Genomic DNA, 14,599 nt, shown 5'->3' on the forward strand with positions numbered 1-14,599 from the left:
CTGCCGCCGGGTGCGGAATCAGGTGGCGCTGCGCCCGCGACGACGCGTTGCGGCCGACGGCAACGCCCGGCGCCCCGCCCACGAGAAGCGGCGCCCGCTCACGCGAGTCGCGCCGCGATCTCGCCGACGAGCCGACGCGCCAGCGTCAGCTTGTCGGCGGCAGGCAGCTCGCGCGAGCCATGCGCGTCGACCAGGGTGACTCGGTTGGCGTCGCTGCCGAACGCTGCCGGGCCGTCGTTGGCGACGATCATCGGGATGTTCTTGCGCGCCAGCTTGGCGCGTGCATTCTCGACGACGTGCTCGGTCTCGGCCGCGAAACCGACGCAGTACGGCGGCTTGGGCAAGCGCGCGACCGCCGCCAGCACGTCGGGGTTCTCGACCAGCGCGAGCGCCGGCACGCCGCCCGTGCCTTTCTTGATCTTGTGTTCGGCGGCGTTCACGGCGCGCCAGTCGGCCACCGCCGCGGTCGCGACGAACACGTCGTGCGAGGCGGCGGCGGGCACCACGACGTCGTGCATCTGCTGCGCGGTCTCGACGTCGATGCGGGTCACGCCCGCCGGCGTCGCGAGACCGACCGGCCCGGCGACCAGCGTCACGTCGGCGCCCGCTTCGGCGGCGGCACGCGCGATCGCGAAGCCCATCTTGCCGCTCGAGCGGTTGGTGAGGCCGCGCACCGGGTCGAGCGGCTCGAAGGTTGGGCCGGCGGTCACGAGGACCTTGCGGCCCGCGAGCAGCTTCGGCTGGAACTGCGCGACGAGCGCGTCGAGCAGTTCCTCGGGCTCGAGCATCCGGCCGTCGCCGACCTCGCCGCACGCCTGGTCGCCGCTGCCGGGGCCGAGGATCGCGGTGCCGTCGGCGCGCAGCTGCGCCGCGTTGCGCTGGGTCGCCGGATGCGCCCACATCTCGCGGTTCATCGCCGGCGCGACGAGCAGCGGGCAGCGCTCGATCGGCCGCGCCAGGCAGAGCAGGCTCAGCAGCTCGGGCGCGGCGCCGGTGACGAGACGCGACAGGAAGTCCGCGCTCGCCGGCGCGACGAGCACCGCATCGGCCTCGCGAGTCAGGTTGATGTGCGCCATGCCGTTCGGCTCGCGCGCATCCCACTGGCTCGTGTAGACCGGGCGCCCCGACAGCGCCTGCATCGTGGCCGCGCCGATGAAGTGTTCGGCGGCTTCGGTCATCACGACCTGAACGGTCGCGCCGGCCTTGACGAGGCCGCGCGTCAGCTCGGCCGCCTTGTAGCAGGCGACGCCGCCCGAGAGGCCCAGCACGATGTGCCGGCCTTCGAGGTCGCGGCGCTCGGCGGGCGCCGCACTCACGCGCGCGGCTCCGGGGCGCGGCGATCGCCGCGCGCCGAACGCGGCCGGCTCGCCCGATCAGGCATCGACGCGGCGCGCGCTGATCGTGTAGCGGAACGCGTCGGCGTCGAGCGCGTCGCAGCGGCCGGCGGCGTCCTCGGCCTGCGGATACATCAGGAACGGCAGCGGCGTGCGGTCGGCCGAGCCGGGCAGCACCACGTCGTGCGCGCTGTTGAAGCCGACCCAGTTGCCTTCCCACGAGCCGAACAGCGCCTTCCGGACCGGCGCGACCAGCGGATGGCCGGCGTCGCGAATCCAGTCGCTGGTCTCCTGGCGCATCACCTTGCCGACGTCGGCCGGGTCCATCGCGACCCAGCCGGCATCCTGCAGGAACACCTCGGCGCGGCAGTGCTGGGCTCCCTGCAGCTTGCTCGACGAGGCGCCGAGCTCGCGGTAGCCGAACGCCGACGGCTCGATGCGGATGCCGTAGACGTCGCGTGCGGCGACGCCGGCGCCACGACACAGGCAGACGAACATCGCATTGAGGTCGGCGCACTTCCCGCCGAAGTTGCCGGTCTCGAGCATCGCCTTGACGTTGCCGTCGCCGCAGCCGCGCACCGACGGTTCGCGGTAGGTGTTGGCGACCATCCAGTCGTAGATCTTGCGCACCTTGACGAGGTCGCTGTCGCTGGCATCGACGATCCGCGCGACCGTCCTGGCGACGACCCCATCGGTCGGCATCAGCGCGGTGGGCTGCTTCCAGCGCGCCACGTCGGCGTCGGCCTTGCCGCGCTGCGCCGCGTCGGCGACACGGTTGCGTGTCTCGAACCGGCTCACCAGTTCGACGACGGGCACGCTGCCCGGGGCGAACCTCGCGTGCAGCATGCGCACGCCGTTGGCGTCGCTGGTCACGATCGCCGCCTCGACCGCGTTGGTCGTCCAGCGGTTCTCGCCCGAGCGCTGCCAGCTGCTCTCGATCGACGGCACCGGCAGCCAGACCTGCGAGCCGCCCTCGGCGCGCGCCAGCTCGATGCGGGTGGTGAGCTCGAAACCGCGCCAGGCGCTCGGCTGCGGGTCGAACCGGCGGTCGGCGGCGTGGCCCAGGCCGGCCCAGGCGAGGCCGGCCGTGTAAGTCATCCAGTCGCGGCGAGTCAGGCTCATGGCGGTTTTCGTGCGTTGAAAAGCGACGATTATCGCGGCGCAGCGCCGTGCCGCACGCCGAATGCCGCCAGGCGCGCCCGCGTCGGCCGACCGCTCGTCCTCAGGCGGTAAGGGCATCGCCGGGTTCGGTGCGGCGCGGGACTACCATCACCGGTCGACGCGCGGCTCTGGCCCTGCGGCTCGTCCCGCCCCTCCGCCTCCAGGAAGCCGATGCTCGTCAACGACTCCGTTCTCTTTCGCAACAACGTGCGCGTCGGCGGCAACGCCGACGGGCCTACCATGGTGTTCGCGCACGGCTTCGGCTGCGATCAGAACATGTGGCGCTTCGTGCAGCCGGCGTTCGCGACCACGCACCGCACGGTGCTGTTCGACTACGTCGGCTGCGGCAAGTCGGACTTCGCGGCCTTCGATGCGCTGCGCTACGGCTCGCTCGACGGCTATGCGCACGACCTGCTGGACGTCGCCGACGCGCTCGACCTCGACGGCGCGGCCCTGGTGGCGCATTCGGTCAGCTCGATGATCGGCCTGCTCGCGACGATCCGGAACCCGGCCCGCTTCTCCAAGCTGGTGATGGTCGCGCCCTCGCCGCGCTACCTGAACGACGGGGCGTACGTCGGCGGCTTCGAGCACGCCGACATCGAGGGCCTGCTCTCCCTGATGGACCACAACTACATCGGCTGGGCCTCGTACCTGGCGCCGGTGGTCATGGCCAATCCCGAGAACCCGGCGCTCACCCGGGAGCTCGAGGCAAGCTTCTGCTCGACCGACCCGATCGCCGCGAAGGCGTTCGCGCGCGCCACCTTCTTTTCCGACAACCGCGCCGACCTGCCGAAGGGCCAGGTGCCGAGTCTCATCCTGCAGGTGCGCGACGACGCGGTGGCGCCGCTTTCCGTCGGCAGCTACATGCGCGAGCACCTGCCGAACAGCGAGCTCGTCGTGCTCGACGTGACCGGTCACTGCCCGCACATGAGCCACCCCGAGCCGACGATCGACGCGATCCGCGACTTTTTGGCGCAGGGGAACGGCGCTGAATGACGCCGCCGCGCTGCACGCCGCGGACCACGCGCCGGTCGGCCTTCTGACGTTCGCCGACGACGGCACGATCCGGCAGGCCAACCGGCGCCTGCACGAGTGGCTCGAGATGACCGCCGGCGTGCTCGTCGGCATGCACGTCGACCGCCTGCTCGCGCCGGCGTCGCGTGTGTTCCAGAGCACCCACCTCTTTCCGCTGCTCAAGCTGCACGGCCGCGCCGACGAGGTGCACCTGCTGCTGCGCAGCGCGTCGGGGAACGACCTGCCGGTGCTGCTGAGCGCGGCGCGCGAGATCGGCGGCGCCGAGCCGCTGAACCACTGCGCGGTCATGACGATGCTGCACCGCAAGGAATTCGAAGCCGCGCTGGTCGAGGCGCGGCGCGCCGCCGAAGCGGCGACCGTCGCGAAGGACGAGTTCCTCGCGCTCGTGTCTCACGAGCTGCGCACGCCGCTCAGCGCGATCACCGGCTGGACCCGCCTCGCGCGCACCGAAGCCGACCCGGTGCTGCGCGAGCGCGCGCTCGACACCGTGGCGCGCAACGCGCAGATCCAGGGCCAGCTGATCGAGGACCTGCTCGACGTCTCGCGCATCGTCAGCGGCAAGATGCGCGTCAGCCCGCGCCCGGTCGAGCTCGCGCCGATCGTCGAGGCGGCGCTCGACACCGCGCGTCCTTCCGCGCTCGCCAAGGGCATCGCCCTGGCCCACGCGCTCGACGACCGCGCCGGCATCGTCCACGCCGACCCGGCCCGGGTGCAGCAGATCGTCTGGAACCTGATCTCGAACGCCGTCAAATTCACTCCCAAGGGCGGCCGCGTCGAGGTGCGCCTCTCGCGCGCCGGCTCGCGCGTGCACATCGAGGTGGCGGACGATGGCGCGGGCATCGACCCGGCACACCTGCCGTACCTGTTCGACCGCTTCTGGCAGGCCGATGCCACGATCGCGCAGCGCGAGCGAACGGGTCTCGGGCTGGGCCTGTCGATCGTGAAGAGCCTGGTCGAGCTGCACGGCGGAACGTTGCGTGCCGAGAGCGCCGGCCGCGGTGCGGGGTCGCGGTTCAGCGTCGAGTTCCCGATCGCCGTCAGCGCGGTCGCTGCGCCGCCTGCACGCGCGCCGACGCCGCCGGTGGCCGCGCCCGCCGCGCTGCCGCTCGCTGCCACCGGGGTCGTCCTCGTCGACGACGACGCCGACACCCGTGGCTTCATGCAGCGCCTGCTCGAAGGCGCCGGCGCGCGCGTGCGCGCGGCTGCCACCGCCGACGAGGCACTGGCGATGATCCGCACGGAGCCGCCGCAGGTGGTGCTCTCCGACATCCACATGGCGGGCAAGGACGGCTACGTCTTCATCCGCGAGCTGCGCGCCGACCGCTCGCTCGCGCACCAGCCGCTCGCCGCGATCGCGCTCACCGGGCTCGCGCGTCCGCACGAGCGTGTCGAAATCCTGCGCGCGGGCTTCCAGGCGCACCTGGTGAAGCCGGTCGAGCCGGCCGAGCTGATCGCGATGGTGGGCGCGCTCGCGGCGCGCGGCTGAGCCGCCGCGACCGGCGTCAGGCCGCGCCGCTCGGCCGGGCGGCGTCGACCGCGCGAGCGGAGGCGGCCGAGCCCCGCAGCGGCAGGCGCAGCACGAACACGCTGCCGCGGTTCTTGCCGAAGCTGCGCGCCTCGACGCTGCCGCCGTGCAGATCGGCGAACGTCTTGACCATCGCGAGGCCCACGCCGAGGCCGCTCGGCGCGGTGTCGCCCTGCGACTGTTCCTCGCGCGTGAAGAGCTCGAAGATGCGAGGCAGCATCTCCGGGGCGATGCCGACGCCGGTGTCCTCGACGCGGATCGCGACCGAGGTCGCCTCGACGGTGGGCGACACCACGATGCGGCCGCCCGCCGGCGTGTACTTGATCGCGTTGCTCAGCAGGTTCTGCATCATCTGCTGGAGCCGCTGCGGGTCGGCGTCGATCACGATCTCGCCCGCAGGCAGCACCAGCTTGAGGTCGAGCCCGCGGTCGAGAGCCGCCTGGCGCTCGTCGTTCACGGCCGCCGCGAGCGCCGCGTTCACGACCACCGGCTCGAGCTTGAGGCTCATCGTGGCCACTGCCGCCTGCGACGCCTGATACAGATCGTCGAGGTGGCGCGTCAGCACGCCCATCTGGCGCTTGAGCACCTCGCCGACCTTCTCGATGACCGCCGGTTCGCGCGAGACGTCCAGCAGGTGGATCGCCGCCGAGATCGGCGCCAGCGGGTTGCGCAGCTCGTGGATCATCGAGACGATGAACTCGGTGCGGCGCCGCAGGTCGGCCGAGAGCTGCTCGACCTCGTTCTCGAGGGTCTTGGTGCGGGTGCGCCAGTCGCTGCGGTCGCGCAGGATCTTGCAATAGCCGACCGGGCTGCCGTCGTTGTCGAGCACCGCCTGCAGCACGCCGCTGCCCCAGAACCGGCTGCCGTCCTTGCGGATGTGCCAGCGATCGTCCTCGGAGCGCCCGCTCGCCGTGGCGACGGCGATCTCCTGGCGATCGAGACCGAGGCGCACGTCCTCCTCGACGAAGAGGCTCGAGAAGTCGCGCCCGATCGCCTCGTCGGCGGCGTAGCCGAACATCCGCGCGGCGGCGCCGAGCCAGCCCTCGATGCGGCCGTCGACGTCGATGCGGATCACGGCGTAGTCGTGCGACTGCGTGAACACCGTGAGCAGAACGTCGGCGTCCGTACGGGATGTTCCGGTCATGGCGGGAATCTACCTCACGGCCATGCCGCGCAGGCGCGCGGCTTGCCTTTGGATCACGCATTCGGAAGGTGATCGAGGTGACGGGGCAACCAGGCAACAGGCAGGACCGCGACGCGGCCGTGACCGGCGCACGTCCCGACGCGGTCCACATCCTGCTGGTCGACCGCGAAACCGACACGCTCGAGCTGCTCGGCATGAGCCTGCGCGTATCGGGCTTCCGCGTCAGCACGGCGTCGAGCGCCGAGGCGGCCCGCGCGCAGATCCACGCCGACGTTCCCGACGTCGTGCTGCTCGACTTGCCCATCGAGCCCGAGCCCGCCGAACTCGAGGTCGCGCGCCAGCTGCGTGCCGAGCCCGAGACCGCCGGCGTCAAGGTGGTTCTGCACACTTCGCTACCCGAGGCGGCGGTCAGCCAGCGTTTCGGCGCCTACGACGCGTTCGTGCGCAAACCCGCGCCGGTCGAGCAGATCGTGGAGACGGTGGACGCCGCGCTGCACGGCGGCGACTCACACTGCCGAAGCTGAGTCCGGGGGTCGGCTGCACCCGCGACGCTCGGGATCCGCCGCCGGAACCTCGATCGAGTCAGCCTGCGCAACGATGGCGCAGCGCGCGCTCGCCGGCCGTCGCGCCGGTGCCCAGGTCGTACCGAAGCCGCGGGACCGCTCAGCCGACCCGGCGCCGCGCGTTCTCGAACATCCGCAGCCAGGGGCTCGGCGCGTCGCGCGCCCCCGAGGTCCAGCTCAGCTGCACGTTGCGGAACACGCGTTCGGGGTGCGGCATCACGGCGGTGAAGCGGCCGTCGGCGGTCGTCACCGCGGCGAGCCCGCCGGGGCTGCCGTTCGGGTTCGCCGGGTAGGCCTCGGTGGGCTGGCCGTGGTGGTCGACGAAGCGCAGCGCCGCCTGCACCCGCGCGGCGTCGCCGCGCTGCGAAAAGTCGGCGAAGCCCTCGCCGTGCGCGGTCGCGATCGGCAGGCGGCTGCCGGCGAGGCCGCCGAAGAAGATCGACGGCGACGCCAGCACCTCCACCAGGCTGACGCGCGCCTCGAACTGCTCGCTCCGGTTACGGGTGAAGCGCGGCCAGGCGTCGGCACCGGGGATCATCGAGGCGAGCGCAGCCAGCATCTGGCAGCCGTTGCAGATGCCGAGCGCGAACGTGTCCGGGCGGCCGAAATAGCCCGCGAACTGGTCCGCGAGGCGCGGATCGAACAGGATCGAGCGCGCCCAGCCCTCGCCGGCACCGAGCGTGTCGCCATAGCTGAACCCGCCGCACGCGATGAAGCCCTGGAACATGTCGAGCCGTGCCCGGCCGGCCTGCAGGTCGCTCATGTGGACGTCGAAGGTCTCGAAGCCGGCGCGATCCATCGCGTACGCGACCTCGACGTGGCTGTTGACGCCCTGCTCGCGCAGGATCGCGACCTTGGGGCGCCGTCCGCCGGGCATGGGCGCCGCGAGCGGCGGCGCGTCGGCGTCCTGCACCTGGCCGTCGACCACGACGTGCACGTGCAGCCCGGGGTCGTCGGGCCGGCCCGCCACCGCGTGCTCGGCGTCGGCGCACGCCGGGTTGTCGCGCAGCCGCGCAATGCGCCAGCTCACCTCGTCCCAGGCCCGATGCAGATCGACGAGCGGTGCGCTGAACACCGGCTTGGCGTCGCGCCAGACCTCGACCACGCCGCGCGGGTTGGTCTTGCCGATGGCGTGGCTGTGGCGGCTGAGGCCATGCTTGCGCAGCGTCTGCATGACCTCGTCGCGGCGCGCGGTCGGCACCTGCAGCACGACGCCGAGCTCCTCGTTGAAGAGAGCGCGCAGGGTCAGCTCGTCGCGGCGGGCGCTGACCTGTCCGGCCCAGTTCTTCGAGTCGCCGTATTCGGCGCGGCTGTCTGCGATGCCGTCGCTCTCGGTGACCAGCAGGTCGACATTGAGGCTGACGCCGAGATGCCCGGCGAACGCCATCTCGCAGACCGCCGCCCAGAGCCCGCCGTCGCTGCGGTCGTGGTACGCGAGCACCAATCCGGCACTGCGCAGCTCGTTGACGGCAGCGACCAGCGCCTTCAGCGGCGCCGCGTCGTCGAGGTCGGGCACCGTCGCCCCGCCGACCTGACCGAGCACCTGCGCGAGCATCGACCCGCCCATCCGCATGCGGCCCGCGCCGAGGTCGATCAGCACCAGCGTCGTGTCGCCGGGCAGCAGCTGCGGGGTCAGCGTCGGCCGCACATCGGCCAGCGTCGCGAAGGCGGTGACGACGAGGCTCACCGGCGCCGTGACCTGGCGCGCGGCGCCGGAGTCGTCCTTCCAGCGCGTGCGCATCGAGAGGCTGTCCTTGCCGACCGGCACGCTGATGCCGAGCGCCGGGCAGAGCTCCATGCCGACCGCGCGCACCGTGTCGTAGAGCGCGGCGTCGTCGCCGGGCGCCGCCGGGTCGTCGCTGCACGCAGCCATCCAGTTGCAGCTCAGCTTGACCCGCTCGAGCTCGATGGGCGCGGCGAGAAGGTTGGTGATCGCCTCGCCGACCGCCATGCGGCCGGACGCCGGCGCGTCCAGCGCGGCGACCGGCGCGCGCTCGCCGAGCGCCATCGCTTCGCCGCGAAAGCCGCTGAAGTCGGCGAGCGTGACGGCGCAGTCGGCGACCGGCACCTGCCAGGGCCCGACCATCGGGTCGCGGTGCGACAGGCCGCCGACGGTGCGATCGCCGATCGTGATGAGGAAGCGCTTGCTCGCGACGGTGGGGTGACGCAGCACGTCGAACGCGACGCGCGCCAGCTTGACGCCGGTGAGGTCGAACGCGGGCACGTCGACGGCGAGCCGGCGGACGTCGCGCGTCATCTTCGGCGGCTTGCCGAGCAGCACGTCCATCGGCATGTCGATGACGCGGCCGCTGTCGCTGGCTCCCTCGGACGCGACCTGCGCGGCGGCGCGCTCGGCCGCCGGTGTGCCGGTGCCGTCGACGCCCGCCGCGACGCCGATGTCGATGTCGCCGAGGACGAGTTCACGTTCGTCGGTCGCGACGCCGACCACCGCGTAAGGGCAGCGCTCGCGCACGCACATGGCGTCGAACAGCGGCAGCGACTCGGGCGCCACCGCCATCACGTAGCGCTCCTGGCTCTCGTTGCACCAGATCTCCTTCGGCGCGAGGCCGCGCTCCTGGACCGGCACGCGGCGCAGGTCGAAGCGCGCACCGCGCCCGGCGCCGTCGACGAGCTCGGGAAACGCGTTCGAGAGGCCGCCGGCGCCGACGTCGTGAATCGCGAGGATCGGGTTCGACTCGCCGAGCGCGGCGCAATGATTGATGACCTCCTGGGCGCGCCGCTCGATCTCGGGGTTGCCGCGCTGCACCGAGTCGAAGTCGAGCTCGGCGGCGTTCGCGCCCGCCGCCATCGAACTCGCCGCGCCGCCGCCCATGCCGATCCGCATGCCGGGCCCACCGAGCTGGATCAGCAGGGTACCGGCCGGGAACTCGAGCTTCTTCGTCTGCGACGCCGCGATCGAGCCGAGCCCGCCCGCGATCATGATCGGCTTGTGGTAGCCGCGGCGCTTGCCGCCGACGTCCTGCTCGTAGACGCGAAAGTAGCCGGCGAGATTGGGGCGGCCGAACTCGTTGTTGAACGCGGCGCCGCCGAGCGGGCCGTCGATCATGATCTGCAGCGGGCTCGCGATGTGCCCCGGGCGGCCATAGGCGCCCTGCTCCCACGGCTCCGGCCGCTCCGGTCCGCTCAGCGCCGGGAACTCGGCGAGCGCCGGCAGGTGCAGGTTCGACACGCTGAAGCCCGTGAGCCCCGCCTTCGGACGCGAGCCGCGGCCGGTCGCGCCCTCGTCGCGGATCTCGCCGCCGGCACCGGTCGACGCACCCGGAAACGGCGAGATCGCCGTCGGGTGGTTGTGCGTCTCGACCTTCATCAGCACGTGCACGGTCTCGCGCCGTGCGGCGTAGACCGGCGCGTTGGTGTAACCCTCGGGCAGCCAGCGCTCGACCTCACCGCCTTCCATCACCGACGCGTTGTCGCTGTAGGCGACCACCGTGTGCTGCGGGGCGAGCCGGTGCGTGTGGCGGATCATCTCGAACATCGAGTGGTCCTGGGCCTGGCCGTCGATCACGAAGCGGGCGTTGAAGATCTTGTGCCGGCAGTGCTCGCTGTTGGCCTGCGCGAACATCATCAGCTCGACGTCGCTCGGGTTGCGGCCGAGGCCCTGGAACGCCTGCACCAGGTAGTCGATCTCGTCGCCGGAGAGCGCGAGCCCGAAGTGCACGTTGGCGTCGTGCAGCGCGGCGGCGCCGGCGCCGAGCACGTCGACGTGCGCGACCGGTGCGGCTTCCGGCTCGTCGAAGATCCGCCGCGCGTCGTCGCGAGCGCCGAACACGCTCTCGGTCATGCGATCGTGCAGGCGCGCCGCGAGCGCGTTCCAGGCCTCGCCCGAGAGCGTCGGCGTGCCGCCGAGCAGGCCGCGCGCGAGCACCACGCGGTACTCGGTGACGCGTTCGATCCGGTTGGCCGCGATGCCGCAGTTGTGCGCGATGTCGGTCGCCTTCGATGCCCACGGCGAGAGCGTGCCGACGCGCGGCGCCACGACGACCAGCGTGCCTTCGGCCGCGCCGGCGTAGGGCTCGCCGTAGCGCAGCAGCGCCCCGAGACGATCGCGCGTCGCGGCGTCGAGCGGCCCGGCGCTGCGCACCCAGTGCACGTGGCGCGCGTGGATGGCCTCGATGCGGCGGTCGATCGCGCGCAGCGATTCGACGAGCGCCTGGGCGCGGAAGGCGGAGAGCGCGTTGCCCCCCTCATAGGTCGCCAAGTACCAGTCGGTCAGGGTCACGCGTGCGGCTCGCAGGTCGGGCGGGAGCGGTTCGCGCGGCGTGCGCCGCCGACCGTACCGTCCCCTGGGACAAACCCGCGATTCTAGGGGCCCGATGCGATAATCCCCGGATGACGATCTCGCTCAAGGGGCCGGCCGACATCGAGGCCATGCGCGTGGCGGGGCGCCTGGCCGCCGAGGTGCTCGACATGCTGACGCCTCACGTGAAGCCCGGCGTGACCACCGAGCAGCTCGACCGCCTGGCCCACGACTACATCACGCAGGAGCAGAAGGCGACGCCGGCGCCGCTGAACTACGCACCGCCGGGCTACACGCCCTATCCCAAGTCGATCTGCACGTCGATCAATCACCAGGTCTGCCACGGCATTCCGAACGACCGGCCGCTGAAGAACGGCGACATCGTCAACATCGACGTCACCGTCATCAAGGACGGCTGGCACGGCGACACCAGCCGCATGTTCATCGCCGGTGACGGCTCGATCGCAGCCAAGCGCCTCGTCAACTTCACGTACGAGGCGATGTGGAAGGGCATCCAGAAGGTCAGGCCTGGCGCGCGCCTCGGCGACATCGGCCATGCGATTCAGACCTACGCCGAGTCGAACGGCTTTTCGGTGGTGCGCGAGTTCTGCGGCCACGGCATCGGCCAGCGCTTCCACGAGGAGCCGCAGGTGCTGCATTACGGCAAGCCCGGCACGCTCGAGGTGCTGCAGCCCGGGATGGTGTTCACGATCGAGCCGATGATCAACGCCGGCCGGCGCGAGATCCGCGAGCTCGGCGACGGCTGGACCATCGTCACCAAGGACCGCTCGCTGTCGGCCCAGTGGGAGCACATGCTGGTCGTCACCGAGACCGGCTACGAGGTCCTCACGCTGTCGGCCGGCTCCCCGCCGCCGCCCGCGTTCGTCACCGACGTCTGACCCGGCGCCATGCAGCAGCACGGCGGGCTCGCCGATGCGACGCGGCCGGGCGGCGCGCACCAGCCGCACGGCGGCCCTGCGGCAGCGCAGATGGAGGCTGCCGTCGGCACCCCCGAATCCGCGCTCCGCGCGGCGTTCCGCGACGGCAAGGCGGCGCTCGTCGAGCGCTTCCGCAGCGCCGCGCCGTCGTCGCGTGCGGCCAACGCGCTGATTCGCGGCCTGGCCGCGCACGTGGACGAGACGTTGTGCGCGCTCTGGGAGCGATCCGCCATGCCGGAGGGTGCTGCCCTGCTGGCGGTCGGCGGCTACGGGCGCGGCGAACTGTTCCCGCATTCCGACGTCGACGTGCTCGTGCTGATGCCGGACGACGCGCCCGACGACGCCGCGAGCCAGTCGGTCGGCCCGTTCATCACCGCGTGCTGGGACCTCGGACTCGAGATCGGCTCGAGCGTGCGTACCGTCGACGAATGCGTCGCGATGGCGCGGGACGACATCACGGTGCAGACCGCGCTGCTCGAGGCGCGCCTGCTCTGCGGGTCGGTGCCGCTCTGCCGCCGCTTCATGCAGGCGACCGCGGACGCGATGGAGCCGCACGCGTTCTTTCGCGCCAAGTCGCTCGAGATGCTGCAGCGCCATCAGAAGTACGAGAACACGCCGTACTCGCTGGAGCCCAACTGCAAGGAGAGCCCGGGCGGGCTGCGCGACCTGCAGACCGTGATCTGGGTCGCGCGCGCGGCGGGGCTCGGCTCGACCTGGAAGGCGATGGCGGGCAACGGCCTCATCACGCCGTTCGAGGTGCGCCAGCTGCAGCGCAACGAAGGGCTGCTCAAGCTGGTGCGGGTGCGCCTGCACCTGATCGCCGGGCGGCGCGAGGACCGGCTCGTCTTCGACCTGCAGACCGCCGTCGCCGAAAGCTTCGGCTACCGCTCGTCCAACGCGCAGCGCGCCTCCGAGGTGCTGATGCGGCGCTATTACTGGGCCGCCAAGGCGGTGACCCAGCTCAGCCACATCCTCATGCTCAACATCGAGGAGCGCGTCGCCGGCCTCAAGGACGCGCCGATGCGGCCGATCGACGATCGCTTTCTCGAGCGCGCCGGCATGCTCGAGGTGGCGAGTGACGACCTCTACCGGCGCGACCCGCACGCCATCCTCGAGACCTTCCTGGTGCACCAGCGGACGGTGGGCCTGAAGGGCCTGTCGGCGCGCACGCTGCGCGCGCTCTACAACGCGCGCGAGCTGATGGACGCGCGCTTTCGTGCCGACCCCGTCAACCGGCGCACCTTCATGCGCATCCTCACCGCGCCCGAGGGGCAGACGCACGCGTTCCGGCTGATGAACGAGACCAGCGTGCTCGGGCGTTACCTGTGGGTGTTCCGCCGCATCGTGGGGCAGATGCAGCACGACCTCTTTCACGTCTACACGGTCGACCAGCACATCCTGATGGTGCTGCGCAACGTGCGCCGCTTCTTCATCCCCGAGCACGCGCACGAGTACCCGTTCTGCTCGCAGCTCGCGTCGACCTTCGACCGGCCGTGGGTGCTCTACGTCGCCGCGCTCTTCCACGACGTCGCCAAAGGCCGCGGCGGCGACCACTCGGAGCTCGGCGCGCGCGAGGTGCGCCAGTTCTGCCGCGACCACGGCATCGGCAAGCCCGACGCCGAGCTGATCGAGTTCCTGGTCTCCGGGCACCTCACGATGTCGCGCATCGCGCAGAAGGAAGACCTCTCCGACCCGGAGGTGATCGCCGAGTTCACGCGCCGCATCGGCAGCGAGCGGCGCCTGACGGCGCTCTACCTGCTGACCGTCGCCGACATCCGAGGCACCAGCCCGAAGGTGTGGAACGCGTGGAAGGGCAAGCTGCTCGAGGACCTCTATCGCCTGACGCTGCGCGCGCTCGGCGGCGCGCGCCCCAACCTCGACGCCGAGATCGAGGCGCGCAAGCTCGAGGCGCGCCAGCTGCTCAGCCTGGCGTCGCTGCCGGCGGGCGCCGAGACGCGGCTCTGGAAGACGCTCGAGCTCAGCTACTTCGCGCGCCACGACGCCGGCGACATCGCCTGGCACACGCGCTCGCTCGAGCAGCACGTCGCGACGCCGGTGCCGATCGTGCGGGCGCGCGTCTCGCCGGTCGGCGAAGGCCTGCAGGTCGTCGTCTATGCGCCGGATCGGCGCGACCTCTTCGCGCGCACCTGCGGCTACTTCGACAGCGCCGGCTTCAACATCCTCGACGCCAAGGTGCACACCAGCACCAGCGGCTACGCGCTCGATACCTTCCAGGTCATCAGCTCGTACAGCGGCGGCGAGCCGCACTATCGCGACCTCATCCTCTACGTCGAGACGCAGCTCGCGCGCGCGCTCGGCACCGAGGGGCCGCTGCCGGAGCCGAGCCGCGGCCGCATCTCGCGCCGCGTGAAGTCGTTCCCGATCACGCCGCGCATCACCCTGCGCCCCGACGAGCGCGCGCAGCGCTGGCTGCTCGGCGTCTCGGCGAGCGACCGCTCGGGGCTGCTCTACGCGATCTCGCGCGTGCTCGCGCAGCACAACATCAACCTGCAGCTGGCCAAGATCACGACGCTCGGCGAGCGCGTCGAGGACACGTTCCTCATCGACGGCCCGGCGCTGCAGCAGAGCCGCATGCAGCTGCAGATCGAGACCGAGATGCTCGACGCGATCAGCGCCTGAT

Annotated in this window: 9 protein-coding genes; 5 read left to right on the forward strand and 4 right to left on the reverse strand. The window is 71.8% G+C overall.

Going from position 1 to position 14,599, the window contains the following annotated elements:
• Positions 1-98: 98 nt before the first annotated feature.
• Together coaBC and HQN59_RS04610 are read right to left on the reverse strand one after the other, a co-directional pair.
• Positions 99-1,316 (reverse strand): bifunctional phosphopantothenoylcysteine decarboxylase/phosphopantothenate--cysteine ligase CoaBC, encoded by a 1,218-nt coding sequence (gene coaBC / locus HQN59_RS04605; protein WP_176066584.1) that lies wholly within the window; start codon positions 1,314-1,316, stop codon positions 99-101.
• A 57-nt stretch (positions 1,317-1,373) separates the two neighbouring features.
• A complete protein-coding gene (locus HQN59_RS04610) occupies positions 1,374-2,456 on the reverse strand; it encodes a transglutaminase-like domain-containing protein (RefSeq protein ID WP_217703844.1) in 1,083 nt (360 codons plus the stop codon).
• Positions 2,457-2,666: 210 nt separating this feature from the next.
• On the opposite strand from HQN59_RS04610, the gene HQN59_RS04615 reads away from it, so the two are divergent.
• Entirely contained in the window at positions 2,667-3,491 is an 825-nt protein-coding gene (locus tag HQN59_RS04615; RefSeq protein WP_176066586.1) for an alpha/beta fold hydrolase, read from the forward strand.
• A 106-nt stretch (positions 3,492-3,597) separates the two neighbouring features.
• Positions 3,598-5,016: a hybrid sensor histidine kinase/response regulator gene (locus HQN59_RS04620; protein ID WP_176066588.1), complete on the forward strand. Its 1,419-nt coding sequence runs from the start codon at positions 3,598-3,600 to the stop codon at positions 5,014-5,016.
• 16 nt (positions 5,017-5,032) lie between these two features.
• On the opposite strand, the gene HQN59_RS04625 is transcribed toward HQN59_RS04620, so the two are convergent.
• The gene (locus HQN59_RS04625) at positions 5,033-6,199 is read right to left on the reverse strand and encodes a PAS domain-containing sensor histidine kinase (protein ID WP_176066590.1); all 1,167 of its coding nucleotides are present in this window, start codon (positions 6,197-6,199) and stop codon (positions 5,033-5,035) included.
• A 119-nt stretch (positions 6,200-6,318) separates the two neighbouring features.
• On the opposite strand from HQN59_RS04625, the gene HQN59_RS26665 reads away from it, so the two are divergent.
• A complete protein-coding gene (locus HQN59_RS26665) occupies positions 6,319-6,723 on the forward strand; it encodes a response regulator (protein ID WP_176066592.1) in 405 nt (134 codons plus the stop codon).
• 139 nt (positions 6,724-6,862) lie between these two features.
• Here the strand turns inward: HQN59_RS26665 and purL are convergent, their stop codons facing one another.
• Positions 6,863-10,996, reverse strand: a complete 4,134-nt coding sequence (gene purL, locus HQN59_RS04635) for a phosphoribosylformylglycinamidine synthase (RefSeq protein ID WP_217703897.1) — start codon at positions 10,994-10,996, stop codon at positions 6,863-6,865.
• A 116-nt stretch (positions 10,997-11,112) separates the two neighbouring features.
• Between purL and map the strand changes: the two genes are divergently transcribed.
• Positions 11,113-11,919, forward strand: coding sequence for a type I methionyl aminopeptidase (map, locus tag HQN59_RS04640; protein WP_176066596.1), 807 nt, complete (start codon positions 11,113-11,115; stop codon positions 11,917-11,919).
• A gap of 90 nt (positions 11,920-12,009) precedes the next feature.
• Entirely contained in the window at positions 12,010-14,598 is a 2,589-nt protein-coding gene (locus HQN59_RS04645) for a [protein-PII] uridylyltransferase (RefSeq protein ID WP_176067440.1), read from the forward strand.
• Position 14,599 lies beyond the last annotated feature (1 nt).

It is taken from the genome of Rhizobacter koreensis (assembly GCF_013366375.1).
Classification (GTDB): domain Bacteria; phylum Pseudomonadota; class Gammaproteobacteria; order Burkholderiales; family Burkholderiaceae_C; genus Schlegelella_A; species Schlegelella_A koreensis.

Excerpts from the sequence above, each read along its gene's own strand:
- HQN59_RS04610 (WP_217703844.1), bottom strand. The coding sequence starts at position 2,456 with ATGAGCCTGACTCGCCGCGACTGGATGACTTACACGGCCGGCCTCGCC.
- HQN59_RS04615 (WP_176066586.1), top strand. The coding sequence starts at position 2,667 with ATGCTCGTCAACGACTCCGTTCTCTTTCGCAACAACGTGCGCGTCGGC.
- HQN59_RS04620 (WP_176066588.1), top strand. The coding sequence starts at position 3,598 with ATGACCGCCGGCGTGCTCGTCGGCATGCACGTCGACCGCCTGCTCGCG.
- HQN59_RS04625 (WP_176066590.1), bottom strand. The coding sequence starts at position 6,199 with ATGACCGGAACATCCCGTACGGACGCCGACGTTCTGCTCACGGTGTTC.
- map (WP_176066596.1), top strand. The coding sequence starts at position 11,113 with ATGACGATCTCGCTCAAGGGGCCGGCCGACATCGAGGCCATGCGCGTG.
- HQN59_RS04645 (WP_176067440.1), top strand. The coding sequence starts at position 12,010 with ATGGAGGCTGCCGTCGGCACCCCCGAATCCGCGCTCCGCGCGGCGTTC.